Genomic DNA, 25,052 nt, shown 5'->3' with positions numbered 1-25,052 from the left:
CCGCACTCAAACTCCCAGCGGCCTACTTGGCCGGCTGTCCGGGGTCCATGGCAAGCCGCTCCAGCGCCGCGAGGGCAATCGAAGGATCGGTGGTGGGCCAGAACGGGGGAAGCGCGGCGCGCAGGAACCCGCCGTAGCGCTCCGTGGACAGCCTCGAGTCCAGCACTGCCACCACACCCTTGTCCGAGGTCGAACGAATCAGCCGCCCGGCCCCCTGGGCGAGCCGGATCGCGGCGTGCGTCGCCGAAACTGACATGAAGCCGTTGCCGCCGGCCTGGGCCACGGCCCGGGATCGCGCCGTCATCAGCGGGTCGTCCGGCCGCGGGAACGGAATCCGGTCAATGACCACCAGCCGGCAGGACACGCCCGGTACGTCCACACCCTGCCAGAGGGACATGGTGCCAAACAGACACGTGTCCGGCTCATCGGCAAACTGCCGCACCAGCGCCGTCATACTCGATTCCCCTTGGCAGAGGATGCTGACGTCCAGCCGGGGCCGCATGGCCTCGGCCGCCTCCTCGGCAGCACGCCGCGACGAGAACAGGCACAGGGCACCGCCGCCGGACGCCCGGATCAGCTTCTCGAGTTCGTCCAGGGCCTCGGGAGAAGTCCCCCGGCCGGGCTTGGGCAGATGCCGGGCGACGTAGAGGATGCCCTGTTTCGGATAGTCGAAAGGTGACCCGACGTCGACGCCGGTCCAGCTCGGGGCGCCGTTGCCCACGAGGCCGAGGCCTCCGGCGGCCGGCTCGAACGCTGCCCCGATGGCCAGTGTGGCCGAGGTCAGGATCACGGTGTGATCCGCGAACAGTCCCTCACGCAGACGCCCCGCAACGCTCAACGGGGCAACATTGATCAACGCCGGCGCGCTCTCGTCCGGCTGGGAGTAGCCCTGGGCCGGGTCAAAGCTGCTGTTGCGGGAAAACCAGACGACTTCGCGGTTTTCGCGTGCGGCCAGGAGCCGTTCGCAGAGTTCCAGGATGACCATCAGGCGTGACCGGGCCAGCTGGCGACCGCCGTCGGCCGGCGTCGAGCTGTCCCCCTTGGAATCGGACAGCGCGGCACGGCAGGCGTCCCGCAGCTGGTCGACGCAATCCAGCTGCTCACTGTTCAGGCCGTTGGGCATCAACCCGCTGGGCACGCCATCGATGGCCAGTTCCAGATGGGACGCGGCATTGTTCAGCGCGTCCACGGTGATACCCGTGTGCTTCCGGGCCCCCGAAGCGGCAGCGTGCACCATTGCCACCGAGAGCTGACCGGACACCGCGCCCGTGACCCGGTCCTGAAGTTCGTGCGCCTCGTCCACCACCACCACGTCGTATTCGGGCAGGACCGCCAGGCCCTCGAAGGCGCTGACGGCGAGCATGGCGTGGTTAGTGACGACGACGTCGGCGTCCGCGGCGTTTTGCCGTGCCAGCTCGCTGAAGCATTCGGCGGCGAGCGGGCATTTCTGGGCGCCGAGGCACTCCATGGACGTTACCGAGACCTGGCGCCAGGCGCGGTCGGTGACACCGGGCATGAGCTCGTCGCGGTCCCCCGTCGCCGTCTCCTCGGCCCACTCACGCAGGCGGACCACTTCCTTGCCGAGCTGGGAGGACGGGCCGCCCAGGGCGGCAGCGAAGTGCGGCACGGACGTGTCCTCGCCAAGGGAAAACAGCTGCCCCTCGGACGGCTCCTCGGACGGGAACCCGCCCTCGAGTTTGTGCCGGCACACATAATTGGCGCGGCCCTTCACCAGGGCAACCTTGACGGGCCGTTCCAAGGCGGGGGTGATGGTCTTCAGCAGCCTGGGCAGGTCCCGGCCGACGATCTGTGTCTGCAGGGCCAGGGTGGCGGTGGAGACGAGGGTGGGCTTGTCGCTGGTCAGCGAATGGGCGATCAGCGGAATCAGGTACGCCAATGACTTGCCGGTGCCGGTGCCGGCCTGGACCAGCAGGTGGTCGCCGCTGTCGATTGCGCGCGCCACCTGCCGGGCCATTTCGTGCTGGCCGTCGCGGCTCTGGCCGCCCATGCCGGACACGGCACGGTCGAGCAGTTCAACCACGAACTCCTCGCCGGCCGCGCCCCGACCCGCCGCGTCGGCGGAGTCGGCAGCATCAGCGGCCGCGGCGTCGGCCGGTTCGTCACGATCAGATCCGGCGTCAGCCTGGTTCAGAGCGGCCTCAGTCATTGCTGATGAAGGGATCCAGTTCAGCGGCGAGTCCTTCGCGCACCTTCACCACGGCACGCGTCCCGGTTTCCTCGTGGTCCAGGCTGAGGATCTCGGCGTCGGTCTCGTGGAGCTTGTTGAGCAGATCCCCGCGGTTGTACGGGATCAGCAGTTCAAGCTTCACGCCCGGCCGCGGAATGCCGTCGCTGATGGCCTTGAGCAGTTCCGGGATGCCTTCGCCCGTGCGGGCCGAGACCACCACGTGCCGCGGTTCGCGCTGCTTGAGCCGTTCGAGCACGAACGGGTCGGCGGCATCGGCCTTGTTCAGGACAATGATCTCGGGGACCTTGCGGGCGTCGACGTCGCTGAAGACCGCCCGGACTGCGGCGATCTGGCCCTCCGGATCAGGGTGCGAAGCGTCCACGACGTGCAGGATCAGGTCCGAGTCGGCAACCTCTTCCAAGGTGGAGCGGAACGCTTCGACGAGCTGAGTGGGCAGCGAGCGGACAAATCCCACGGTGTCCGCGAGGGTGTAGCCCAGCCCGTCGGCGGTTTCGGCCTTGCGGACGGTGGGATCCAGGGTGGCGAACAGCGCGTTCTCCACGAGAACGCCGGCGTCGGTCAGGCGGTTCAGCAGGGAGGATTTCCCGGCGTTGGTGTACCCGGCGATCGCCACCGACGGCACCGCATTACGACGGCGGTTGGCACGCTTCGTTTCCCGGGCCGGCTTCATGGCGGCGATTTCCCGCCGCAGTTTGGCCATGCGGGTGCGGATCCGGCGACGGTCCAGTTCGATTTTCGTTTCACCAGGACCACGCGAACCCATGCCGGCTCCGGCGCCGCCCACCTGGCCACCGGCCTGGCGGGACATCGACTCGCCCCAGCCGCGCAGGCGGGGAAGCAGGTATTCCAGCTGGGCCAGTTCAACCTGTGCCTTGCCCTCCCGGCTCTTCGCGTGCTGCGCGAAGATGTCCAGGATCAGCGCCGTGCGGTCAATGACTTTGACCTTGACGATGTCCTCCAGGCCGCGCCGCTGCGACGGGGCCAGTTCGGCATCGACCACCACGGTGTCGGCGCCCGTGGACACCACAATTGCTTTGAGTTCCTGCGCCTTGCCGGAGCCCAGGAAGGTTCCGGGATCAGGCTTGGCCCGCCGCTGGACGAGTCCGTCCAGGACCTCGGAGCCGGCTGTCTCGGCGAGGGCCGCCAGTTCGCGCAGCGAATTCTCGGCGTCAGCGAGGGTTCCTTCGCTCCACAGTCCGGCCAACACGACGCGCTCAAGGCGCAACTGCCGGTATTCGACCTCGGTGACGTCTTCGAGCTCGGTGGACAGGCCGGCCTTGCGGCGCAGCGCGTGGCGCTCCTCGAGATCCTGCTGGTCGCCGTCGAAGTTGGTGTACACCTCATCGAGGCGCGAGATGGCCTGTGCCTTGCCGAGCACCGATGCCGGGCCGCTGGTGCCCTCACCCGCTGCGGCGCTGGCACTGGTTCCGGAGTTACGGCCTGCGCTCGGGGCAGGGGTGTCCTTGGAGAGAATCCGGTCGATAACAGCCTGAATCTCCTCAGGACTCATGTCCTGGGCGGCTGAATCGGGTCCGGTGTTGGGCTGGGTGGTCATGGTCTCCTTTAGGGGTTCGGCTCTTTCAGAATAGTGCCGATTGGTGCTCTGTGGGGCGGTATTCGCGCTGGGCTGACGGCGGGGGGTCATGCAGGCCTCCTGGATTGCCCGCGGCAGCGGTGCGTGGGCAGGGTGGGCTCCGGTGGAGCGGTGGCTGAGTACTGGGGAGGGGCGCCGCAATGCGCCCGGCTGCGGGGAACGCAGTGAGGCAGGTGCCGTCCGCCAAGCCCGGCCGGGACCTGTCGATGAGACACGTTGTCAAGGACAACCGGTCTAAGGACACGCGCCGTCCGGCACACACGGTGCCGAAAGAAAGGCTGGGTTCCAAGTGATGCAGGCGCCGGCGGTGAGAGGACTCACGCTTGCGATGGCGCACTGAGCGGAAGGCGTTTTACCTGCGTCGCTGCGGGAACGGGAAAAGACCCGTGCCGGCTACTTGGAGATCAAGATCATGCCGCTCAGCCTAGCAGACACCGATGCTCCCCTCCCTGGTTTCCCATTCGGGCGCGGCGCCAACTAATCTGGCCCATTATGGAGTCTGCACACTATTTCAGCGCCCAGCCCGCCGGGCCCTTCACCCGCAAGCGGCTCACCGTGGACCTTGCCGGTGAGACGCGGCGGCTGCAGACGTCCTCAGGGATCTTCAGCCCGGACGGGATCGACAAAGGAACGGCCGTGCTGCTCGCCGATGTCCCGGCACCGGCTCCGCAAGGCAATTTGCTGGATATCGGCTGCGGCTGGGGCCCGATCGCGCTGACCATGGCGCTGCGGGCACCGCATGCGCGGGTCTACGCGGTGGATGTCAACGAGCGCTGCGTGACGCTGACCAACGAAAACGCCGCGCTGTTGGGGTTGGACAACGTCACTGCCGGCACGCCGGACACCGTGGATCCCGACCTGCGTTTTGACACCATCTGGTCCAACCCGCCGATCCGGATCGGCAAGGACGAGCTTCATGCCCTCCTGCGGCTCTGGATTCCCCGGCTGGCGCCGGGCGGATCGGCATGGCTCGTGGTCCAGAAAAACCTCGGCTCCGACTCGCTGCAGCGTTGGCTGGCGGCGGAACTCGACGCGAGCTTCACCGTGACCCGGGAGAGCACCTCGAAGTCATTCCGCATCCTTCGGGTCAGGAAAGCGTCCCACTAGCGACGATCACGGCCGGGCCACTGAGCTCGACGTGTTCGTGCCCGTCCGGACCGACGAAGAATTTCACACCGACAACACCGCCGGGAACATGGACGTTCCACGCGTCCGGTGCGCCCTGGCCGGCCCAATGGCGGATGGCGACGGCGGCGGCGCACGCGCCGGTGCCGCACGACTGGGTCTCCCCCACGCCGCGTTCGTGGACCCGCATGGTCATGGTCCCCATGCCTTCGTGGACCAGGGGTTCGGCCGGCACAACAAATTCAACGTTGGTGCCGTGCGGCGGGGTGGGGTCCACGCTGGGCGCCGTGAACAGCTGGGTGGCCTCGAGTTCCGCCATTTCGGCCAGGGCCACGACCGTGTGCGGATTGCCCATGCTGACGGACAGCGCGGGCCTGGCCACTTCGAGACCCTCGGCGCTGACCAGCGAATCCATCGCCCGTGCCGTTGCCTCGCCGGGGAAAATGAACTCCCACGGACCCATGTCAACGGCGTAGCCGGCAGCTGTCCGGACGATCGTTTTGGCCCCGGCGCGGGTGCCGATGATGAGGGACTCGCCGGCCGGAAGGTCCACCAGGCCTTCCGCGACGAGGAAGTGCACAAATACGCGGACGCCGTTGCCGCACATCTCCGACAGTGACCCGTCGCCGTTGCGGTAGTCCATGAACCACTCGGCATCGGGGTTCGCAGCCAGCAATTCCTGGCCCTCGGCCATGAGCCTGGAGGGCACAGCGCGGATCAGGCCGTCCCCGCCAATACCGCGGTGCCGGTCGCAGAGGGCAGCCACCTGCTCGGGGCTGAGCGAAAGGGCGCCGTTCGGGTCTGCGACCAGGACAAAGTCGTTGCCCGTTCCGTGGCCTTTGGAAAACTTCAGGCCGCTGAGGGCTGCGGTGTCGCCGGCGGTACGCTCAGCTGCTACGGATTGGGTGTGGTCCATGCTCCAAGGTTACCGTTCCGCCCCCGCCGCTCCGGAACCGGGACCGGCCCGCTACGCCAAGGGCGGATCGGGCGGCGTCCCGCACAGTGCCGCGGCCTTGTTCATCAGGTCAGAATCCCGCCAGTCGAGCCAGTGGACCCGGGGGTCTGCCCGGAACCAGGTCAGCTGGCGGCGTGCGAACTGCCGGGTGGCCAGGATTGTTTCGTCCGTCGCCTGCGCCACGCTGGAAACGCCGTCGAGCACCCGGAGGAACTGGGCGTAGCCCAGGGCCCGGGACGCTGTCTTGCCGTGGCGGAGTCCTGCGGCATCCAGCCGGCGGACTTCCTCAAGAAGCCCCCGCTCCACCATCGCGTGGACCCGCTGGGCCAGGCGCTCCCGGAGCAGTTCCCGGTCGACCTCGAGTCCTATCTGGACGGCAGGCTGGAAGTATTTGCGCTCTGGCATGAAGGAGCTGAACGGCCGGCCGGTGAGTTCGAAGACCTCCAGGGCGCGGATGATCCGGCGGGCATCGCCGAGTCTGGCCGCCGATACGGGGTCCGCCGCTTCCAGCCGTTCCCGCAGCGGCGCGGGGCCCGCCGCCTCCAGTTCGGCCTCCAGCCGGCGGCGGATGTCCGGGTCGGTGCCCGGAAACTCCAGGACATCAAGCGCGGCGCGGACGTACAGTCCGGAGCCACCGGCCACGATGGCCCTTTTCCCCCTGCTGTGGATGTCGGCGACCACAGCGCGCGCCTGGTGCTGGAAGGCCGAGACGCTCGCTTCCTCTGTCACGTCCAGGATGTCCAGGAGGTGATGCCGCACCCCCCGGCGTTCGGCGTCGGTGATCTTGGCGGTGCCGATGTCCATGCCGCGGTAGAACTGCATGGAATCGGCGTTGATGACTTCGCCGTCGAGCTCCAGCGCGAGCGAGACGGCGAGATCGGATTTCCCCGAACCGGTGGGGCCGACGACGGCGATCACCGGCGGCGCCTCCCCCGTCGGATCGCTGCCCTGGGCCCCTGCCACGGCGCTAACGGCCGCGGACCGGGAGGCTGGGCATGCCCAGCGACACACCGCTTTTGCCGGGCGCTCCGGCGGTGCCCGCAGGGCTGGCGGGGACGCCGCAGGAATCTGCCTGGGACCGGTCCCAGGCGTCACCGGCCCGGGACCGGCGCAGGCTGTAGTCCTCCGCCGTTGCGGGGTCCGCGATGAGGTGGAACGCGGCCGCCTCCGTAATGGTGACGGTCACCAGGTCACCGGGGCGGGGTGCCTCGGCGCCCTCGGGTACAGAGAAGTGTACCAGCCGCTGGTCCTGGGACCGGCCGGAGAGCCGGTGGGTTTCCTCTGCCTTGCGGCCCGAATGGGCGGTGACCATGACCTCGACGCGGCGGCCGAGCTGGCGGGCGTTTTCCTCCGCCGCAATCCGGTCCTGCAAGGCCGTGAGGCGCTCGAAGCGCTCCTGGACCACGGCTTTGGGGAGCTGCTCCGGAAGCTCCGCGGCCGGGGTGCCGGGCCGCTTGGAGTACTGGAAGGTGAAGGCGGTGGCGAACCGGGACTTCTCCACGACGTCGAGCGTGGCCTGGAAGTCTTCCTCCGTCTCGCCGGGGAACCCGACAATGATGTCGGTGGAAATTGCCGCGTGCGGGATCTTCTCCCGGACCTTGTCCAGGATGCCGAGGAACTTGGTGGAGCGGTAGGACCGCTTCATGTCCTTGAGGACCTTGTCCGAGCCGGACTGCAGCGGCATGTGCAGTTGCGGCATGACGTTCGGGGTCTCGGCCATCGCGTCGATGACGTCGTCGGTGAAGGCCGCCGGGTGGGGGCTGGTGAAACGCACCCGTTCGAGGCCCGGGATCTGCCCGCATGCCCGCAGGAGTTTCGAAAACGCCTGCCGGTCGCCGAACTCCACGCCATAGGAATTCACGTTCTGCCCCAGCAGCGTCACTTCGATGGCGCCGTCGTCCACGAGCGCCTGGATTTCGGCCAGGATTTCCCCGGGGCGTCGGTCCTTTTCCTTGCCCCGCAAGGCAGGGACGATGCAGAACGTGCACGTGTTGTTGCAGCCGACCGAGATGGACACCCAGCCGGAATAGACGGAGTCGCGCTTGGTCGGGAGGGTCGAGGGGAAGACATCCAGCGATTCGAGGATTTCCAGCTGGGCCTCGTTGTTGTGGCGGGCCCGGTCCAGCAGCGCCGGCAGGGCACCGACGTTGTGGGTGCCGAACACCGCGTCCACCCACGGCGCCTTCTTGAGGATGGTCTCCCGGTCTTTCTGCGCGAGGCAACCGCCGACGGCGATCTGCATACCGGGGTTGGCGGCCTTGACGGGGGCCAGGATGCCGAGGTTGCCATACAGCTTGTTGTCCGCGTTCTCCCGCACCGCGCAGGTGTTGAACACCACGACGTCGGCCAGCTCGCCGGCGGAAGGGACGTAGCCTGCGGCCTCCAGCATGCCGGCCATGCGCTCGGAATCATGCACGTTCATCTGGCAGCCGAAGGTCCGCACCTGGTAGGTGCGGGGCTGGGCCTGCCCGGAATCGCGCTCCGGAGCTGATGCGTCTGCGCTGGCTGCTGGCGGCACAGCCGGAGACGCAGCTGAAGAAGGGGTGCCGGCCGCTGGGGAGGGAATGGTAAAACTCACGTGTTAAGGGTAACGGGTCAGGCTGGCACGCAGTGGCGGGCAGCGCTAGTCCCCGGCCCCGGCCCGTCCGGCGACGGAATCGAGCACGTCGCCCACAATCCGGAACGCGAGCGACGGCTGGTATCCCTTGCGGGCGAGCATCGAAGCAAGGCGGCGGGTGATCTTCTCGCGCTCCGCCCGGTCTTCACCGCCGGTGAACCCCCGCAGCTTGCGCTCCACAAGCTCACGCGCTGCCGCTTCCTCGTCGGTATCGCTGAGTTGGTCCAGCGCACCCGCAGCGGTCTCGGGGTCGATGCCCTTGTCCGCGAGTTCACGCCGGAGGGCCCCTTTGGCGAGTTTGCGCGTTTGGGACCTGCTGCGGACCCACATGTCGGCGAACTCTGCGTCGTCAACCAGCCGTACTTCCTCGAAGCGGTCGAGTACTGCCTCGGCCACGTCCTCGGGAATGTTGCGTTCGGCCAGCTTGCGCGCGAGCTGCAGCCGGCTTTTGGGTGAATTCGTCAGCTGCCGCAGCACGATGGCACGGGCCACCGCCGCGGGGTCCGCGTCCGGATCCAGTTCCGGGGACGGTCCCTTCCGGCCACGGGAGCCCCGTGAACCGCGCCCGGAAGCGCCCGCCCGCGGGTCCGGGCCCTCGGCATACGCGTCGGCACCTTCGGGGTCAGGGCCCCACTGACGGAACCCTGACCCGGTGCCTGCCCGGGCGCCTGACCCAGCGTCTGCTCCGGCGTTAGAAGCCGTCAACGGCCTTCAGCTTCGGTGACTCCTCGGCCTCTGCCGGGGCCTTGACGCCGACGCCGAGCTTTTCCTTGATCAGGCGTTCGAGTTCGGCCGCCAATTCCGGGTTGTCGCGCAGGAACCGGCGGGAATTCTCCATGCCCTGGCCCAACTGGTCGCCATCGTAGGTGAACCAGGAGCCTGACTTCTTGATCAGCCCATGCTCGACACCCATGTCGATAATGCCGCCCTCGCGGGAAATGCCCTGGCCGTAAATAATGTCGAACTCGGCGATCTTGAAAGGCGGGGCCATCTTGTTCTTGACGATCTTGGCCTTGGTGCGGTTGCCGACCGAGTCCGCACCCTCCTTGAGGGTCTGGATGCGGCGGACGTCAATGCGGATCGAGGCGTAGAACTTCAGGGCCTTACCACCCGTGGTGGTTTCCGGGGAGCCGAAGAAGACGCCGATCTTTTCACGCAACTGGTTGATGAAGATAGCCGTGGTCTTGGTCTGGCTCAGGCGGCCGGTGATCTTCCGGAGGGCCTGGCTCATCAATCGGGCCTGCAGGCCCACGTGGCTGTCGCCCATGTCGCCTTCAATTTCCGCACGCGGAACGAGGGCGGCGACGGAGTCGATGACGATGACGTCAAGGGAGCCGGAGCCGATGAGCATATCCATGATTTCCAGGGCCTGCTCGCCGGTGTCCGGCTGGGAGACCAGGAGTGCATCCGTGTCGACGCCCAGCTTGGCGGCGTATTCGGGATCGAGGGCGTGCTCGGCGTCGATGAATGCGGCGATGCCGCCCTGGCGCTGGGCGTTGGCTACCGCGTGCAGGGCGACCGTCGTCTTACCGGAAGATTCAGGCCCGTAGATTTCCACGACGCGGCCGCGGGGCAGGCCGCCGATTCCCAGGGCGACGTCCAAGGCGATGGAGCCGGTCGGGATAACTTCGATGGGCGCACGGACTTCATCGCCCAAGCGCATGACCGAGCCTTTGCCGAACTGCTTGTCAATCTGGGCAAGCGCTGCGTCGAGCGCCTTCTGGCGATCCGGGGCTGCGGCCATGGTTCACACCTCTAATACTTTCTCGCTGTGGAGTGGCCGTGTAGGCCCTTCGTCTGTCATCACTGACGCTACCGGCACCCTCCGACAAAAGTTGCCGGGAGAGCCACCCATGTGGAAAACGCTCATAAAAAGCATATCCCTATCCGAACAGATATTCGAACAATCGGGCGGCGTGTCAGGTCAGGCGGGCCTGCGGCGGCGGCGCCGTCCGCGCGCAAAGCGTCAGCGGGCTGCGGGGTTGTCGCGGGGCTTGACGTCCCTGCCGAGGCGGCGTTCCTGCGGCACGTCCTGGACATCGCACAGGGCCAGCCAGACCTGGCGGGGGGGGACGCCGGCGCTGAGGGCCTGGTCCGCGGTGCGTCCGCCAACCCCTGCCAAGACCAGCGAACTGCTCAGGACGCGCGAGTAGCCCGATCCGAACTCGTCGTCCATTAGCCGCCAAAAGTCACTCATTCGCACCAACCAAGTCTCTCACGGCCCGGGCCTCTAGAATGGTTGCCATGAGCAACCCCACCGAGCCCGCCGGAGCTTCCCTCCCCGGAGACGCCGGCGCCGACGCCCGCGGAACGACCGGTGCCGATGCCGACGCGGCCCTTAACGCCGTCGAAGTCCAGCTGAGCCTCCTCTGGCGCCGGGGACGCTCCATTTCCCACCAGCTCTCACGCCAGGTCCACCCGGACATGGAACCGGCGGCCTACGGGCTGCTCAGCGTGATCCGCAAGCAGGGCCCCATCCGGCTAACCGAACTGGCGTCTTCCATCGGGGTCGGGAAGCCCTCGGTGAGTCGGCAGGTTGCGTTCCTCGAGAACCTCGGCCTGGTGGCGAAGGAGGCCGATCCCCTCGACGGCAGGGCGCAGTCCATCCGGCTGACGCCCGAGGGCGAGGAACGGATGCACCAGGTCCAGGATGCCCGGCGGGAGGTGTTCCGCGAACGTCTGGCCGAGTGGCCCGCCCAGGATCTGCAGGCCCTGGCCATGTACATGGCGAAGCTCAATGCCACCTACGAACGCGATGGTTTTCCCCGGGACGAGCACGCCTGAGGCAACCGCGACATGCACGTCAAAGGACCCCCGGCCGTGGCCGGGGGTCCTTTTCGTGAGTCGTGGTGAGTCGGCGTTTAGCGGGCTCCGGAAAGGAGGCCCTTCGCCAGCTCGTCGTTAAGGTCGGTGTTGAGCTCTCGGTCAAGGTCGCGGCCGTAGCGCTGCGCGAACTCCTGCGGGACCGTGTCCGGAACTGCGACACCCTCAGCGACCGCGACGCGGTCGCTGACTTCGCGGAGCATGCTCGAGAGCGGAACATCGAGGGCCGAGCAGATCGAGGACAGCAACTCCGAGGAGGCTTCCTTCTGACCGCGCTCCACTTCGCTCAAGTAGCCCAGGGAAACACGGGCACTGTGCGAGACTTCGCGGAGGGTACGGCCTTGGCGCTGGCGGACATCGCGCAGGACATCACCGATTTCGTGACGAAGTACTACCATCTTGCGCTCCTTCTGTTCGCTCTTTGCCTGATCGGCGAGGCCCACATCCTTCCAGCGGACAACGCCGTTTATGGATACGGGCTGCTTTACCATCTGTATCGCCTTGCTCCTCGTACTGTCGATTCCGCCGGTGGGGGCGGACTCTGCTGATGATTTCATCCTAGGCGCCTCCCATATTTGGAAGCGACACAATGTAACAACTATTCGGAATCAACTTTTGTTCCCGGCAACTTTACGCCGGGTAGCCTTCCGAAGATAGGGCCTCGAGCAGGCGCTCCAAGGCCGCGCCGCACGCGAGTGCGCGGATTTCGGCCCGGCTTCCCTCAAAGGAATACGGGTACGACGTCGAAGCCTCCGCGGTGGCGACGCCGATGAAGACCGTGCCCACCGCCTTGCCGTCATGCGGTTCCGGCCCGGCCACGCCGGTGGTGGACACACCGATGTCGGCACCGCAGATGCGGCGGGCGCCGTCGGCCATGGCGGCGGCGACCTGCCCGTCCACGGAGCCGGCGGCGGCGAGCAGCTCGCCGGGGACGCCCAGGACATCGGCCTTGACCGAGTTGGCGTAGGAAATGACGCCGCCCTGCAGCATGCCGGAGGCGCCGGGCGTGTCGGCCAGCACGGCGGCGACCATTCCGGCGGTGAGGGATTCAGCGGTGGCGGCGGTCATCCCGCGGCCGATGGCACCGGTCACGGCCTGCTCCGCCAGGCGGTGCAGGTTGGGGTGCAGTGTGGGGTGGGGGGCGGCGTGGGGGGCGGCGTGAAGACTGGAGTTCGGATCACTCATGGCTTGTTCTCCCTTGTCCGTTCCTTCTCTGCCCTGATGCCGGAGGCCCGGAGCTTGAGGGCCTCGACCACGTACTCACCGCCGGTCCACAGGGTGATCGCCAGGGCGGCCATCATGACGACGAACGCCACGATGCCAAGCCACGGGGCGATGGCCGTCAGCGGAAGAATGTAGAGGAATATCGCCAGGGTCTGGACCACCGTCTTGAGCTTCCCGCCGCGCGAGGCCGGTATGACGCCGTAGCGGATGACGAAGAACCGCAGCGCGGTAATGCCCCATTCCCGGACAAGGATCAGGATGGTGACCCACCAGGGCAGTTCCTGAAGCAGCGAGAGCATGACCAGCGCGGAGCCGATCAGGAGCTTGTCGGCGATCGGGTCGGCGATCTTGCCGAAATCGGTGACGAGTCCGCGGGACCGGGCGATGTCGCCGTCGAGTTTGTCCGTGTAGATGGCGACGGCAAAAACGACTGCGGCCGCCCAGCGCCAGACGCCGTTCTGGGCCTGCCACCCGGGGGCATCGAGGATGAGGAACCAGACGAAGAATGGCACCAGCACTATCCGCAGCATCGTCAGGATATTCGGCAGGTTCCAGATCCGCGAGGCGGATCCGGCATTGGCTTCGGCGCTATTCACCTTCCTAGGCTACCCGTCTTCGCATGCTAGCGTCCGGTGAGCGACCAGGCGTCCTCTGAGCCGTCCTCGTCATCGGAACCGCCGTCGGCGCCGTCGTAGTACTCGGTAGCCTGGGTGCGGTTGGCCAGGTCGGCGGCCACGAGGTCCTCCGCGTAACCGCCTTGGGCGATGTTCGCGTTGGCGTTATCGCTCAGCGCCGCCGTCTGGGCATCGGCCGCGGCAGGCGCCTCGAGCCCCTTCATCGCCGCGAGCACCGCGGCGAGGTCATCCGGCTTGACCAGCACGTCGCGGGCCTTGGAACCCTCGGAGGGGCCCACCACTCCCCTGGACTCGAGCAGGTCCATGAGCCGGCCGGCTTTCGCGAAGCCGACACGGAGCTTGCGCTGCAGCATCGAGGTGGAGCCGAACTGCGTGGTGACCACGAGCTCGGTGGCCTGGAGCAGGACCTCGAGGTCGTCTCCGATGTCGTCGTCGATCTGCTTCTTCTGCGCCTCGGGCGCGACGTCGTCGCGGTAGACGGCCTTGAGCTGGCCCTTGACGTGCTCGACCACCTTGTGGATTTCGGACTCGGTGACCCAGGCGCCCTGGACGCGCATCGCCTTGGACGCACCCATCGGCAGGAAGAGGGCGTCCCCCTGGCCGATGAGTTTTTCGGCGCCCGGCTGGTCCAGGACCACCCGGGAATCGGTGACGGAGGATGTGGCGAAGGCCATGCGGGAGGGCACGTTCGCCTTGATCAGGCCGGTCACCACGTCGACGGAGGGACGCTGGGTGGCCAGGACCAGGTGGATGCCGGCCGCACGCGCCAGCTGGGTGATGCGGACGATCGAGTCTTCGACGTCGCGCGGGGCCACCATCATGAGGTCGGCGAGTTCGTCCACGATCACCAGCAGGTACGGATAGGGCTTGATGACGCGCTTGGAGTCCACGGGCGGGTGGACCTTGCCGGCCCGGACGGCCTTGTTGAAGTCATCGATGTGCTTGAACCCGTAGTTGGCGAGGTCGTCGTAGCGGGCGTCCATTTCCCGGACCACCCACTGCAGTGCCTCGGCGGCTTTCTTCGGGTTGGTGATGATCGGGGTGATCAGGTGCGGGACGCCCTCGTACGCCGTGAGTTCCACGCGCTTGGGGTCCACCATGACCATACGGACCTCGTCCGGGGTGGCCCGCATGAGGATCGAGGTGATCATCGAGTTCACGAACGAGGACTTACCGGCACCGGTGGCCCCGGCCACCAGCAGGTGCGGCATCTTGGCGAGGTTGGCCACGACGTAGCCGCCCTCGACGTCCTTGCCGACGCCCATGACCATCGGGTGGTCCGTGCGGCGGGCGTTCTGGCTGCGGAGCACGTCGCCCAGGGACACGGTTTCACGGTCCGTGTTGGGGATTTCGATGCCGATGGCGGACTTGCCCGGGATGGGGCTCAGGATCCGCACGTCCGAGCTGGCGACCGCATAGGAGATGTTCTTGGACAGGGCCGTGACCCGCTCCACCTTCGTGCCCGGGGACAGTTCGATTTCATAGCGGGTCACGGTGGGGCCGCGGCTGAAGCCGGTCACCTGCGCATCGACGTTGAACTGGTTGAGGGTCTCGGTGAGCGAGGCGACGATCGCGTCGTTGGCCTCGGTGCGTTCCTTGGGGATGGAACCGGGCGTCAGCATGTCCGACGCCGGCAGGGTATAGGTGACGTCGCCGGCCAGGGAGAGCTGTTCGGTGCGCTGCGGGATCGGGGTAGGCAGGGGTGCCGGCGCCACCGGGTTGGCCGGCACCTTCGGGGCCGCCACTGCGGGCTTCAGCGACCCTGCCGCCACCATCCCTGGAGTCACCAGCGGGATGGCCTCGGTGGCGTCCTCGCCAACGGACCCCGCGGTTGCGGCCGCGCCGAGGCCCTGGGCCGCCTTGATTTTTTCGACGGCGATCTCGGCCTGGGTAGGACGCCGGACGCCGGGCGCGACGTCGGCCGCGGCGCCAGAGAGCGCCTTGGCGCCCTTCCTGCCCTTGGCAGGCGGAGCGTCGTGGTCGGCTGCCTCTTGATCTGCGATGAGTGCGCGCTCGAAGGCTTCGTCGCCGACGTAGGCTTCGAGTCCGGCGTCGTCCTCGTGGTCCTTGCCGAACAGGCGTTTGCGCTTCTTCCTGGGCGCGGCCGGGGCGTCGTTCTCATACAGGTAGCTGCGGTCATGGCGGTCGCCGTCGTCGTCCTGCAGGTCGAGGCCCATCAGGTGCTCGTACCCGTCCCGCAGGCGTCCGGGGATGGCGCCGAAGGGGGTCGCGGTGACGATCAGCAGCGAGGTGAAGGCCAGCAGCCCGTAGACCACGACGGGAACTGCCGGGTGGAGTGCGGCCAGCGGGGCGGCGGCGAGGTACCCGAGCATGCCGCCGGCCCTGCGCAGTCCGTCGAAGCCGTCGGCCACGGTCGGCTGGCCGCCAATGATGTGGGCCAGTCCGGAACCGGCGAAGGTCATGATGAGGAAGCCGATGCCGATGCGGTTGTTGCCGCGGCCGTCGTCGGGCTGGCGGAACAGGCGGAAGGCACAGACGAACAGCATGAGCGGAAGCAGCAGGGCCATCCAGCCGAACGTGCCGTTAACGATCGCGAACACGAGATCGGGAAGCCAGCCGTGGAAACCCCACCACGCGAACGTGGCGACGAAGACCCCCAAGGCCAGATTGAACAGCGCGGCGCCGTCGCGGCGGTCCCCGGGGTCAAGGTCGCTGACGTCATGGCCGACCCGGCGGATGCCGGCGCCGAGGACGTGGGCGATGCCGAGCCAGGCGCCGGCCAGCACCCGCACAACCCAGGGCTGGTGCGGCTCGACGGCGGCCAGCTGCCGGGTCCGCGCGGTGGCTGCGGTTCGACCTGCGGTGCCGCCGCTGGTTCCCCGCGGCCGGGCGGATTTGGATGCGGCGGGACTGGACCCCCGGCCGGGAGAACTGCCTGATTTGCCGCTTGAGTTTCCTCTAGGCGCGGAAGAAGTACGAGTCGCCATACCCGCCACGGTACCGGACACCGGGCCAAAAGCCCCGAATTTCCGGGCCGTCCGGCATCATGTTGCCCGCGGCCGCAACGCCAAACGGCCTCCCCCGCCTGCCGCGGCCCTGAGGCTGCGAGCTGGCCGGGGAGGCCGTTTGCCGGGCAAGCGCCCGCGCGGATAGAGGGCTTACGCCCGGTGAACCACCTGAGGCTTACGCCCGGTGAACCACCTGAGGCTTACGCCCGGTGAACCACCTGAGGCTTACGCCCGGTGAACCACCTGAGGCTTACGCCTCAAGAACCACCGGGATGATCATGGGCTTGCGGCGCAGCTTGCGGTTGACCCACGTGCCAACGACCCGGCGGACCACCTGCTGGAGCTGGTGCGTCGTGTGGTCCGTGCGGTTCTGCACGGCTTCCTCGAGGGCCTCGTTGATCTTGGGGATGATCTCGTCGAAGACCGAATCGTCCTCGGCCACGCCGCGGGCGTGGATTTCCGGGCCGGAGACCACCTTGCCGGTGGCACGGTGGATGACGGTGATGATGGAGATGAAGCCCTCATCGCCGAGGGTCTGGCGGTCCTTGAGGTCAGCCTCGGTGACTTCGCCCACGCTGGAGCCGTCGACGTAGACGAATCCAACCTCGACCTGGCCGACGATGTCGGCCTGGTGATCGCGCAGATCGATCACCGTGCCGTTGTCCGCGAGCAGGATGCTCTCCTCCGGCACGCCGGATTCGAGGGCGATCTTGCCGTTGGCGATCAGGTGGCGGGTTTCGCCGTGTACCGGCATCGCGTTTAGCGGCTCCAGGATGTTGTAGCAGTACAGGAGCTCGCCGGCGGCGGCGTGGCCGGAGACGTGCACCTTGGCATTGCCCTTGTGGATGACGTCCGCGCCCAGCTTGAGCAGGCCGTTGATGATGCGGAACACCGCGTTCTCGTTGCCCGGAATCAGGCTCGAGGCGAGGATGACGGTGTCGCCCTGGCCGACGACGACGCGGTGGTCACCGTTCGCCATGCGGGACAGGGCAGCCATCGGCTCGCCCTGGGATCCGGTGGACATGAGCACCACGCGGTTGTCCGGCAGGTTGTCGATGTTCTTGATGTCGACCAGGATGCCCGCGGGCACTTCAAGGTAGCCAAGCTTCGCGGCGATGGCCATGTTCCGGACCATGGAGCGGCCGACGAAGGCAACCTTGCGGTTGTGGTTGGCGGCGGCGTCGAGGACCTGCTGGACGCGGTGCACGTGCGAGGAGAAGGAAGCGACGATGATGCGCTTTGAGGCCTGGCCGAACAGACGGTCCAAGGTGGGTCCGATTTCCTTCTCGGCGGTGGTGAAGCCGGGAACGTCGGCATTGGTGGAATCCGACATGAACAGGTCCACGCCTTCTTCGCCCAGCTTGGCGAAGTGCCGGAGGTCGGTGATGCGGCCGTCCAGCGGCAGCTGGTCCATCTTGAAGTCACCGGTGTGCAGGACGGTACCGCCTGCGGTGCGGATGAACACGGCCAGCGCGTCCGGGATGGAGTGGTTGACGGCGATGAACTCGCACTCGAAGGGCCCGTACTTCTCGACCTGCCCCTCGACAACAGTCTTCGTGTTGGGCTTGATCCGGTGTTCCTGCAGCTTGGCCTCGATGAGGGCCAGCGTGAGCTGGGAACCAACGATGGGGATGTCGGCGCGCAGGCGCAGCAGGTACGGGACGGCGCCGATGTGGTCTTCGTGGCCATGGGTCAGGACAACCGCGACGATGTCCTGGAGACGGTTCTCGATGTAGGAGAAATCCGGCAGGATGAGGTCGACGCCGGGCTGGGTCTCCTCGGGGAAGAGCACGCCGCAGTCAACGATGAGGAGCTTGCCCCCGATCTCGAAAACAGTCATGTTGCGGCCGATTTCCCCGATTCCGCCGAGCGGTACGATCCGCAGGGTGTCGTTCGGAAGGCGGGGAGGCGTGACAAGGCCGGGAAGGGCGGTTTGGGTCATAGTGCACTACTTTCCAGGGGAAGCCGGTCTGGTATTCAACGATCAGGATTTGCTCCCGATCAGGAAAAGACCATGCCAGCTTCCGCCAAATCCTCGCGGATGATTGCGATCTCGGCCTCGTCCGGCTCCACGAGGGGCAAACGGACAACCGAGTTGGGCAGGACTCCCTGCCACTTAAGAACCTGCTTGGCAGCGACAGCACCCTGAATGTGGGTCATCACTGCGCGGACCACGGGGTCCAGTTCGAAATGTAGGGTGCGGGCGGTAGCAAAATCGCCGGCAAGTGCGGCATCGATCAGCGCGCGGAACTGCCGCGTCGCGACGTGCGCGGTAACGCTGACGAGCCCGACGGCGCCGGCAGCCATCCACGGCAGCGTCAGCCCGTCATCGCCGGAGTAGACGTCAAGGTCGGTGTTCGCCAGGACCTGGGTGACGGCGGCAAAATCGGCCTTCGCATCCTTGAGCGCAACGATCTTGGGGTGATCCGAGAGCCGGATCATGGTCTCGGGCAGGATGGGCACGCCGGCACGGCCGGGGATGTCGTAGACCATGACGGGGAGGTCCGCGGCGTCGGCGACGGCCTCAACGTGCGCCTGAATGCCGGCCTGGCTGGGCTTGTTGTAGTACGGGGTCACGATCAGCTGGCCGTGGGCTCCGGCCTTGGCGGCGCGCTTGGCCATCTCGATCGAGTGCGAGGTGTGGTTGGTGCCGGTCCCGGCGATCACCTTGGCGCGGTCGCCCACGGCCTCGACGATGACACGGAAGAGCTTCTCTTTTTCGTCGTCCTCGAGAGTGGAGGTTTCCCCCGTGGTGCCCGAGATGACGAGGGCGTCGTTGCCGTCGTCGACGAGCTTGCTCGCCAGTTCCGCCGACAGCCTGTAGTCGACCTCACCGTCCGCGGTGAAAGGCGTGACCATGGCAGTCACGAGGGTCCCGAACGTGTAAGAGCGAATATCAGAGTCAGCCATATGAAAAACGTTACCTTGTCTCCGGCATGTTAGGACAATGGCGGCAGTGTGACGAACGTCAAACGTACCGCACCGGACGTCACGATTCCACCGCCCGGCCGGCGCCAAAACCGCCGAATCGGGACCGGCAGCGTGCTCGCGGTGCGGCACCGGCCATGTGGGCCAGGGCGGAGCACTCAGGCCGGAGAACACAGGCCCGAGAACTCAGGGCGGGGAATTCCGGCTCGGGGACTCAGGCTTGAGCGGCAGCTCCGCCCGGGGGCGTCGGCGGAGCCGAGCAGTAACGCCCGACAGCCGCCTCGCGCAGGGACTCCGCCCAGGCCGCGAGACGCTGGGCGGCGCGCACATAGTGGAACAACTCGGCGGGCGTGAGGGCATCCAGATCCGTCTCGGACAGCCGCCGGGCCAGTTCCGCTCCCGGCGGCTGCACCTCCAGCGCCATACCTTCCTCGCCCCATTGGAGATCCTCGGCAGGCTCTCCGGCGACCAGCCGCCGAAAGAGGAAGTCGACAACACCCGGGCTCATGGCCTTGAGGACTCCAGCCCCCGGCTCACGACGGTCCCGGCCGGGATATTCGGGATTCAGGAATGCTGGCTCTGAGGCGTTGTTCATGCGCCCATCGTATTCGAACATATATTCGAATACAAGGCTTTGCCAGTGGTTCAGCGGAGCCTCGGACCGGGCTGCCGTGAGACGATCAGTCGATGACCGCGCGCGGAATGACCACTGCTTCCCGGACCGTCACCGGCACGTCCGCCGGGGCCCGGCTCGCCGGCATCGACGCCGCACGCGGGCTGGCGTTGCTGGCGATGATGGCCACCCACGTATTGGCGATCTTCGAGTCGGACGCGCAGCTCACACCCACGTGGATAGGCCTGGCGTTTTCCGGCCGGGCTTCTGCGCTGTTCGCCGTGCTGGCCGGCGTCGGCCTGGCCTTGTCCACCGGGAAGCAGCAGCCGCTTCAGGGCCCCGAACTCTGGGCGGCCCGCCGGGGTATCGGACTCAGGGCGCTCGTGGTGGGCGCCGTCGGGCTCTGCCTGGGGGGCCTGGACGTCAACATCGCCATCATTTTGGTCCACTACGCGTTCCTGTTCCTCTGCGTGCTGCCGTTTGTCGGGCTCGGGGTAAAACGCCTGCTGGTCTTCGCCGCCACCTGGATGTTGGCGGCGCCAGCCCTGGCGTACTTGCTCCGGCCGTGGCTGCTGTCCACAGATCCGCCCTTGAAGCTGGGCCACAACCCCGGCTGGGATGACCTGGCCACGCCGGCGCGGCTCCTCGGCGACCTCTTCCTCACGGGCTACTACCCTGTCCTGCAGTGGATCGCGTACCTCCTGGTGGGGCTCGCGATCGGCCGGATGGCGCTGGCGAAAACTGCCGCGCCGTTCCTGCTGCTCGCTGCCGGAACCGTGGCGGCTGTCTTCGCCAAGTGGCTGGGGATGGTCCTGATGGAGGACTGGGGCGGCAGGCGCGCACTGGAGGCGCACATCGGCCGGCCCGGCTACCCGCTGGGGAGCCTGCTGCAGGTCAGCCTTGCCGGCGTCGACCAGTCCGGCTCGGTGTGGTGGCTGGCCACCAGTTCACCGCACTCGGGCACCACGCTTGATCTGCTGCATACCTCGGGGGTCGCCGCCGCGGTGATCGGCGCGTGCCTCTTGCTGGGACGGCTAGGCACCTGGCTGGAACTTGATCTGCTGCTCCCGCTCCGCGGAATCGGTGCCATGACGCTGAGCCTCTACACGGCTCACGTGTGCATCATGGCGGCCCTGCACGGTCAGCCCTTGGCTCCCGGCTGGACCGTGGAGGGCATTTACGTGGCGCAGGCAGCCGGCATGCTGGTGCTCGGCGGCGTCTTCGCGGCGCTGGCTTGGCGCGGGCCGCTGGAATGGGTGACCCACGCCGCCAACCGGGTAGGCAGGCTTCAGCCGTCCCGGGGACGCCAGCCTGCCCGGTCCCGCTAACTTCCGCTACGGCGTCTGCGCCCCGGTGCGGTACATCCGCACGGCGTCGCGCATCGAGGCGCGGGCCCGCTTGCGGTCGCCGGCGGCGTCGTAGGCACAGCTGAGCCGGAACCAGGAGCGCCAGTCCGCGGGCGCAGCCTCGGCCTCGGCGCGGTACTTCTCAAACTCCAGGTCTGCAGCTTCGCGAACGATCCGGCCGGCGGGCGTGCGCGGCAGCGTGTCCTCCGGCAGGCCCCCCTCGGCTTCGAGGATCTTCGCCAAACGCTCGGTGCGGGCGCCGAACAGCAGCTCCCGGACCAGGGCCCAGGCCCCGATGACCGGCAGCACCAGATAGGCGACGCCAATGGCCTTCGCCACGAGGTTGGGGTCCGACATCAGGAGCAGGGAGCGCTGCAGGGACACCACCAGGTAGAACACGAGCAGCAGGGTGACGGCGCCCACCCAGATCTTGGTGCGGTTGGCTTTCAGGGCAGTCATGGCAGCGGACACCGGGCTCAGAGCCCCAGGTCCAGGTAGCCGTCGAGTCCGACGGTGAGACCGGGGTGGGCGGCGACGTTGCGGACGCCGAGCAGGACACCAGGCATGAAAGAGGCCCGGTCGAAGGAGTCGTGGCGGATGGTCAGCTGCTCCCCCGGGCCGCCCAGCAGGACCTCCTGATGCGCGACGAGGCCGCTGAGCCGGACACTGTGAACCCGGACGCCGTCGACCTCGCTGCCGCGGGCGCCCGCGAGCTCGGTGGTGGTGGCGTCCGGACTGGACGGCACCCCTGCGGCGCTGCGCTCCGCCGCGATCAGCTGCGCGGTGCGCATGGCCGTGCCGGAGGGGGCATCCACCTTGTCGGGGTGGTGCAGCTCGATGATTTCAACGGATTCGAAGTACCGGGAGGCCTTGGCGGCGAAGGCTGAGGCCAGGACCGAGCCGAGGGCGAAGTTGGGCGCAATGAGGACGCCGACGCCGGGCCGGGTGGCGAGGAGCTCCTCCAGGGCGGCGAGCCTGTCGGCATTCCAGCCGGTGGTGCCGACCACCGCGTGCATGCCGTGCTCGACCGCAAACCGCACGTTCGCCTCGGTGGTTTCGGGGACGGTCAGGTCCACCACGACCTGCGCGCCGGAGCTGACGAGCGTGTCCAGGGAGTCATTGCGGCCAAGCGCGGCGACGAGTGTCAGGTCCGCGGCGGCCTCGACGGCCTTCACGGCCTCGGCGCCCATGCGCCCGCTGGCGCCCAGCACGGCGACTGAGAGTTGTTCGGTCATGCCATCAACCCTACCGCCGGGCCCGTCGCCTCCCGGAACCGGCGGCCTTGGATGACGGGCGCAGGCCAACGAAGTCCCGCCGCTTGCCTACTCCCCTGCCCCGACCCATTCGACAGTGCCGTCGGCAAAGAACTGCTCTTTCCAGATGGGCACCTGGGCCTTGATCCGGTCCACGAGTTCGGCACAGACCGCGAAGGCCTGGCCGCGGTGGGCGGCGGAGACCGCGCAGACCAGGGCGGGGTCGCCGATCTCAAGCATGCCGATCCTGTGGGCCGCCCAGATCCGCACCGGCTGCTGCTGGTCCGCGCCGCCCGCCGGGACGGAATGCTCCGCCACAAGCGCGGCGACGACGTCGGCCATCACTTGGTGCGCCGTTGGGTGGGCGCTGTAGCTAAGCCGGGAAACCTGCTTGCCGCCGTCGTGGTTCCGGACGACGCCGCTGAAACTGACCACCGCGCCGGCGGTGTCCGATTCGACGGCCGCGATGGCCTGCTCGACCGAAATGGGCTCAGCGCTCAGGACGGCGTGCACGATTTCAAATCCAGTTTCAGTGCCCATGGCTGCCTTCCAGCTGGTCGCAAAGATGTCCAAGGATAGGATCCAGCACGCTCAGCCCGTCCATCACACCCTTGGGTGATCCGGGCAGGTTGACGATAAACGTCTGGCCGGCCGCGCCGGCGTGGCCCCGGCTGAGCATGGCCATGGGTGTCTTGGCCGCCCCGGCGCTCCTGATGCCCTCCATGATGCCCGGGATCTCCCGGTCCAGCAGGGGCAGGGTCTGCTCGGGGGTCGCGTCGGTGGGGCTCAGGCCGGTGCCGCCGCTGGTAATGATGACGGCCGGCTGCTGGGTCAGCAGAGCCCGGAGCGCGGCTCCCACCGGAGCCCCGTCCGGCACCACCAGGGCAGGAAACGGCTCAAAGCCGTGTTCGGTGAGCCAATCGATGATTACCGGACCGGTGAGGTCGTCGTAGACACCGGCGGCCGCGCGGGTGGAGGCGATGACGACGCCGGCCTTCCGGCCCGTGGCTTCGCCGTGGCGGTGCGGTTCAGGCATGCTCATATGGTCCAGTCCCCGCTCTTGCCGCCGCTTTTGGCGAGCACTTTGATGTCGGTCAGGACCGCGTGCTTGTCCACGGCCTTGATCATGTCGTACACACTCAGGGCCGCGACCGACGCTGCGGTCAGTGCTTCCATCTCGACACCGGTGACACCGCGGGTCTTGACCGTGGCGAACACCGTCACGGAGTCGACGTCGAGTTCAAAGTCGATGGTGACCTTGGCAATCGGCAGCGGGTGGCACAGCGGGATCAGGTCCGGTGTCTTCTTGGCCGCCATGATCCCGGCGACCCGGGCCACGGCCAGGGCGTCCCCCTTCGGCAGCTCGCCGCCGCCGAGGAGGGCAAGGACCTCGGCGGTGCTGCGGACAGTCGCGGTGGCCGTGGCCTCCCGGGTGGACTGGGCTTTGTTGGACACATCCACCATCTGGGCCGTGCCGTCGTGGCGGAGGTGGGTCAGGCGGCTGCTGTCCGCTGCGGGGGTATCTGCTTCATTCACAGGATCCATACTTCCACTTCATCGCCCGCGGCGAGCGCCGCTGTCCCCTCGGGAACATGGACCAGGGCATTGGACAGGGCCAGGGCATGGACCAGGTGCGAGCCGGCGCCGCCCTCCAACCGGACCGTGCCGTCCGAATCCAGCGTGCCGCGCCGGACCTGGTGCTTGCCGGGCGGGGAGGTCAGCGCCTCGGCCAGCCGCGCCCGGACGACGGGGCGGGGCGCCGGAGCGCCGAAGAGCGCGGTGAGGACCGGGCGCAGGAACATTTCAAAGGACACGAGGCAGCTCACCGGGTTGCCGGGAAACCCCAGCACGGGGACGCCGTCGAAGCTGCCGATCCCCTGCGGGCCGCCCGGTTGCATCGCCACCGCGCCGAACTCGACGTCGTGTCCCGCCATGGCCTGCCGGACCACCTCATAGGCCCCCTTGCTGACTCCGCCCGTGGTGACGATGAGGTCCACTGTTGGGGCATGCCGGCGCAGCAGCCCGGCAAGCTCCTCCGGCCGGTCCGTGGAAATGCCTGTCCGGGTGACCTGCAGTCCGGCCTGGCGCATGGAGGCCTCGAGCAGCGTGCCGTTGGAGTCGAAAATCTTGCCCGGTCCCAGCGGGGCGCCCGGTTCCACGACTTCGTCGCCGGTGGTGACCAGCAGGACCCGCAGGCGGGGGCGGACAGGCACCTCGGTGAAGCCCAGTGCCGCCAGGAGCCCCAGCTGCCCGGGGCCGAGGCACGTCCCCGTGCCAAGGGCGAGCTCGCCGGAGCGGATGTCGCTGCCGGTTTCGCGCACAAACGTCCCGGCAGCCGTGGCCGGCAGGCGCACCGTCGCGGGCTCCCCTGGCAGCGGAAACGAATCGGGCACCGCGTGTTCAATGGGGACGACGGCGTCGGCCCCGGCCGGCATCATCGCACCGGTCATGATCGGGGCGGCCGTGCCGGCGGCCAGTTCCGCCGGTGCGGCGCCGGCCGGGACGGGCGCGACGACGCGCAGTTCCGTGCCGCCGTCGGGGATGTCGGCGCTACGGACCGCGAAGCCGTCCATCTGTGAATTGGCAAAAGGGGGAAGATCCAGCGACGCCAGGATGTCGGCGGCCAGCCCCCGGCCCAACGCCTCGAGCAGCGGGAGCCGTTCCGCCCGCGCCCCGGTGCGCAGCGGGGCCAACAGGGCACGCACCTTGTCCCGATGCGCTGCCACGCTGACGTGCCTTGTCTCGGTGCGGTGCATGCGTT

24 protein-coding genes are annotated in these 25,052 nt (G+C 67.8%); 3 read left to right on the top strand and 21 right to left on the bottom strand.

Annotated features, from left to right (window positions below; translation table 11 throughout):
• Positions 1-22: 22 nt before the first annotated feature.
• Positions 23-2,167 (bottom strand): ATP-dependent DNA helicase, encoded by a 2,145-nt coding sequence (locus tag AB4Y72_RS04080; protein WP_441424877.1) that lies wholly within the window; start codon positions 2,165-2,167, stop codon positions 23-25.
• On the bottom strand, positions 2,160-3,764 hold the full coding sequence (hflX, locus tag AB4Y72_RS04075) for a GTPase HflX (protein WP_441424876.1): 1,605 nt from the start codon (positions 3,762-3,764) through the stop codon (positions 2,160-2,162). Before hflX ends, AB4Y72_RS04080 begins: the two co-directional genes overlap by 8 nt.
• Before the next feature lie 531 nt (positions 3,765-4,295).
• Between hflX and AB4Y72_RS04070 the strand changes: the two genes are divergently transcribed.
• Complete coding sequence (locus AB4Y72_RS04070) at positions 4,296-4,910, top strand: class I SAM-dependent methyltransferase (protein WP_441424875.1); 615 nt, start codon at positions 4,296-4,298, stop codon at positions 4,908-4,910.
• Here AB4Y72_RS04070 and dapF read toward each other — a convergent pair.
• The 6 genes from dapF to AB4Y72_RS04040 form a co-directional block, all read right to left on the bottom strand.
• Positions 4,891-5,844 carry a diaminopimelate epimerase gene (dapF, locus tag AB4Y72_RS04065; protein WP_441424874.1) on the bottom strand — a complete coding sequence of 318 codons (954 nt, stop codon included), beginning with the start codon at positions 5,842-5,844 and terminating at the stop codon, positions 4,891-4,893. The two genes, AB4Y72_RS04070 and dapF, sit on opposite strands and share 20 nt — an antisense overlap.
• A gap of 51 nt (positions 5,845-5,895) precedes the next feature.
• Positions 5,896-6,846: a tRNA (adenosine(37)-N6)-dimethylallyltransferase MiaA gene (miaA, locus tag AB4Y72_RS04060; RefSeq protein WP_441424873.1), complete on the bottom strand. Its 951-nt coding sequence runs from the start codon at positions 6,844-6,846 to the stop codon at positions 5,896-5,898.
• A 4-nt stretch (positions 6,847-6,850) separates the two neighbouring features.
• Positions 6,851-8,461: a tRNA (N6-isopentenyl adenosine(37)-C2)-methylthiotransferase MiaB gene (miaB, locus tag AB4Y72_RS04055; protein WP_441424872.1), complete on the bottom strand. Its 1,611-nt coding sequence runs from the start codon at positions 8,459-8,461 to the stop codon at positions 6,851-6,853.
• Positions 8,462-8,506: 45 nt separating this feature from the next.
• Positions 8,507-8,992: a regulatory protein RecX gene (locus tag AB4Y72_RS04050; RefSeq protein WP_441424871.1), complete on the bottom strand. Its 486-nt coding sequence runs from the start codon at positions 8,990-8,992 to the stop codon at positions 8,507-8,509.
• A gap of 199 nt (positions 8,993-9,191) precedes the next feature.
• The gene (gene recA / locus AB4Y72_RS04045) at positions 9,192-10,244 is read right to left on the bottom strand and encodes a recombinase RecA (RefSeq protein WP_441424870.1); all 1,053 of its coding nucleotides are present in this window, start codon (positions 10,242-10,244) and stop codon (positions 9,192-9,194) included.
• 222 nt (positions 10,245-10,466) lie between these two features.
• Positions 10,467-10,703, bottom strand: a complete 237-nt coding sequence (locus AB4Y72_RS04040; protein WP_441424869.1) for a DUF3046 domain-containing protein — start codon at positions 10,701-10,703, stop codon at positions 10,467-10,469.
• 41 nt (positions 10,704-10,744) lie between these two features.
• Here AB4Y72_RS04040 and AB4Y72_RS04035 point away from each other — a divergent pair, with 41 nt between their 5' ends.
• Positions 10,745-11,284: a MarR family winged helix-turn-helix transcriptional regulator gene (locus tag AB4Y72_RS04035; RefSeq protein ID WP_441424868.1), complete on the top strand. Its 540-nt coding sequence runs from the start codon at positions 10,745-10,747 to the stop codon at positions 11,282-11,284.
• Between the two features lie 77 nt (positions 11,285-11,361).
• On the opposite strand, the gene AB4Y72_RS04030 is transcribed toward AB4Y72_RS04035, so the two are convergent.
• From AB4Y72_RS04030 to AB4Y72_RS04000, 7 genes are all read right to left on the bottom strand, one after another.
• Positions 11,362-11,814: a helix-turn-helix domain-containing protein gene (locus tag AB4Y72_RS04030; RefSeq protein ID WP_441424867.1), complete on the bottom strand. Its 453-nt coding sequence runs from the start codon at positions 11,812-11,814 to the stop codon at positions 11,362-11,364.
• 139 nt (positions 11,815-11,953) lie between these two features.
• A complete protein-coding gene (locus AB4Y72_RS04025) occupies positions 11,954-12,508 on the bottom strand; it encodes a CinA family protein (protein ID WP_441424866.1) in 555 nt (184 codons plus the stop codon).
• On the bottom strand, positions 12,505-13,077 hold the full coding sequence (gene pgsA / locus AB4Y72_RS04020; protein WP_441424965.1) for a CDP-diacylglycerol--glycerol-3-phosphate 3-phosphatidyltransferase: 573 nt from the start codon (positions 13,075-13,077) through the stop codon (positions 12,505-12,507). Before pgsA ends, AB4Y72_RS04025 begins: the two co-directional genes overlap by 4 nt.
• Before the next feature lie 92 nt (positions 13,078-13,169).
• The gene (locus AB4Y72_RS04015) at positions 13,170-16,130 is read right to left on the bottom strand and encodes a DNA translocase FtsK (RefSeq protein ID WP_441424865.1); all 2,961 of its coding nucleotides are present in this window, start codon (positions 16,128-16,130) and stop codon (positions 13,170-13,172) included.
• Positions 16,131-16,401: 271 nt separating this feature from the next.
• The gene (locus AB4Y72_RS04010) at positions 16,402-18,093 is read right to left on the bottom strand and encodes a ribonuclease J (protein WP_441424864.1); all 1,692 of its coding nucleotides are present in this window, start codon (positions 18,091-18,093) and stop codon (positions 16,402-16,404) included.
• A gap of 59 nt (positions 18,094-18,152) precedes the next feature.
• A complete protein-coding gene (dapA, locus tag AB4Y72_RS04005) occupies positions 18,153-19,061 on the bottom strand; it encodes a 4-hydroxy-tetrahydrodipicolinate synthase (RefSeq protein WP_441424863.1) in 909 nt (302 codons plus the stop codon).
• Between the two features lie 232 nt (positions 19,062-19,293).
• Entirely contained in the window at positions 19,294-19,674 is a 381-nt protein-coding gene (locus AB4Y72_RS04000; RefSeq protein WP_441424862.1) for a hypothetical protein, read from the bottom strand.
• Positions 19,675-19,766: 92 nt separating this feature from the next.
• On the opposite strand from AB4Y72_RS04000, the gene AB4Y72_RS03995 reads away from it, so the two are divergent.
• Entirely contained in the window at positions 19,767-21,020 is a 1,254-nt protein-coding gene (locus AB4Y72_RS03995; RefSeq protein WP_441424861.1) for a heparan-alpha-glucosaminide N-acetyltransferase domain-containing protein, read from the top strand.
• 6 nt (positions 21,021-21,026) lie between these two features.
• On the opposite strand, the gene AB4Y72_RS03990 is transcribed toward AB4Y72_RS03995, so the two are convergent.
• From AB4Y72_RS03990 to AB4Y72_RS03965, 6 genes are all read right to left on the bottom strand, one after another.
• Positions 21,027-21,497, bottom strand: coding sequence for a hypothetical protein (locus AB4Y72_RS03990; protein WP_441424860.1), 471 nt, complete (start codon positions 21,495-21,497; stop codon positions 21,027-21,029).
• A 17-nt stretch (positions 21,498-21,514) separates the two neighbouring features.
• Positions 21,515-22,273 (bottom strand): 4-hydroxy-tetrahydrodipicolinate reductase, encoded by a 759-nt coding sequence (dapB, locus tag AB4Y72_RS03985; protein WP_441424859.1) that lies wholly within the window; start codon positions 22,271-22,273, stop codon positions 21,515-21,517.
• A gap of 87 nt (positions 22,274-22,360) precedes the next feature.
• Positions 22,361-22,831 (bottom strand): molybdenum cofactor biosynthesis protein MoaE, encoded by a 471-nt coding sequence (locus tag AB4Y72_RS03980; RefSeq protein WP_441424858.1) that lies wholly within the window; start codon positions 22,829-22,831, stop codon positions 22,361-22,363.
• Complete coding sequence (locus AB4Y72_RS03975; RefSeq protein ID WP_441424857.1) at positions 22,821-23,333, bottom strand: MogA/MoaB family molybdenum cofactor biosynthesis protein; 513 nt, start codon at positions 23,331-23,333, stop codon at positions 22,821-22,823. The genes AB4Y72_RS03980 and AB4Y72_RS03975 overlap by 11 nt, the downstream gene beginning before the upstream one ends.
• Positions 23,330-23,836, bottom strand: a complete 507-nt coding sequence (gene moaC, locus AB4Y72_RS03970) for a cyclic pyranopterin monophosphate synthase MoaC (protein WP_441424856.1) — start codon at positions 23,834-23,836, stop codon at positions 23,330-23,332. The genes AB4Y72_RS03975 and moaC overlap by 4 nt, the downstream gene beginning before the upstream one ends.
• Positions 23,824-25,047: a molybdopterin molybdotransferase MoeA gene (locus AB4Y72_RS03965; protein ID WP_441424855.1), complete on the bottom strand. Its 1,224-nt coding sequence runs from the start codon at positions 25,045-25,047 to the stop codon at positions 23,824-23,826. Before AB4Y72_RS03965 ends, moaC begins: the two co-directional genes overlap by 13 nt.
• Positions 25,048-25,052 lie beyond the last annotated feature (5 nt).

The organism is Arthrobacter sp. YAF34 (assembly GCF_052113245.1).
Taxonomy (GTDB): Bacteria; Actinomycetota; Actinomycetes; order Actinomycetales; family Micrococcaceae; genus Arthrobacter.
This window is presented reverse-complemented; position numbering and strand designations above follow the sequence as displayed.

Coding starts and splice junctions, on each gene's coding strand:
- AB4Y72_RS04080 (WP_441424877.1), bottom strand. CDS start 2,167: ATGACTGAGGCCGCTCTGAACCAGGCTGACGCCGGATCTGATCGTGAC.
- hflX (WP_441424876.1), bottom strand. CDS start 3,764: ATGACCACCCAGCCCAACACCGGACCCGATTCAGCCGCCCAGGACATG.
- AB4Y72_RS04070 (WP_441424875.1), top strand. CDS start 4,296: ATGGAGTCTGCACACTATTTCAGCGCCCAGCCCGCCGGGCCCTTCACC.
- dapF (WP_441424874.1), bottom strand. CDS start 5,844: ATGGACCACACCCAATCCGTAGCAGCTGAGCGTACCGCCGGCGACACC.
- recA (WP_441424870.1), bottom strand. CDS start 10,244: ATGGCCGCAGCCCCGGATCGCCAGAAGGCGCTCGACGCAGCGCTTGCC.
- AB4Y72_RS04035 (WP_441424868.1), top strand. CDS start 10,745: ATGAGCAACCCCACCGAGCCCGCCGGAGCTTCCCTCCCCGGAGACGCC.
- AB4Y72_RS04030 (WP_441424867.1), bottom strand. CDS start 11,814: ATGGTAAAGCAGCCCGTATCCATAAACGGCGTTGTCCGCTGGAAGGAT.
- AB4Y72_RS04025 (WP_441424866.1), bottom strand. CDS start 12,508: ATGAGTGATCCGAACTCCAGTCTTCACGCCGCCCCCCACGCCGCCCCC.
- pgsA (WP_441424965.1), bottom strand. CDS start 13,077: ATGCTGCGGATAGTGCTGGTGCCATTCTTCGTCTGGTTCCTCATCCTC.
- AB4Y72_RS04015 (WP_441424865.1), bottom strand. CDS start 16,130: ATGGCGACTCGTACTTCTTCCGCGCCTAGAGGAAACTCAAGCGGCAAA.
- AB4Y72_RS04010 (WP_441424864.1), bottom strand. CDS start 18,093: ATGACCCAAACCGCCCTTCCCGGCCTTGTCACGCCTCCCCGCCTTCCG.
- dapA (WP_441424863.1), bottom strand. CDS start 19,061: ATGGCTGACTCTGATATTCGCTCTTACACGTTCGGGACCCTCGTGACT.
- AB4Y72_RS04000 (WP_441424862.1), bottom strand. CDS start 19,674: ATGAACAACGCCTCAGAGCCAGCATTCCTGAATCCCGAATATCCCGGC.
- AB4Y72_RS03995 (WP_441424861.1), top strand. CDS start 19,767: ATGACCGCGCGCGGAATGACCACTGCTTCCCGGACCGTCACCGGCACG.
- AB4Y72_RS03990 (WP_441424860.1), bottom strand. CDS start 21,497: ATGACTGCCCTGAAAGCCAACCGCACCAAGATCTGGGTGGGCGCCGTC.
- dapB (WP_441424859.1), bottom strand. CDS start 22,273: ATGACCGAACAACTCTCAGTCGCCGTGCTGGGCGCCAGCGGGCGCATG.
- AB4Y72_RS03980 (WP_441424858.1), bottom strand. CDS start 22,831: ATGGGCACTGAAACTGGATTTGAAATCGTGCACGCCGTCCTGAGCGCT.
- AB4Y72_RS03975 (WP_441424857.1), bottom strand. CDS start 23,333: ATGAGCATGCCTGAACCGCACCGCCACGGCGAAGCCACGGGCCGGAAG.
- moaC (WP_441424856.1), bottom strand. CDS start 23,836: ATGGATCCTGTGAATGAAGCAGATACCCCCGCAGCGGACAGCAGCCGC.
- AB4Y72_RS03965 (WP_441424855.1), bottom strand. CDS start 25,047: ATGCACCGCACCGAGACAAGGCACGTCAGCGTGGCAGCGCATCGGGAC.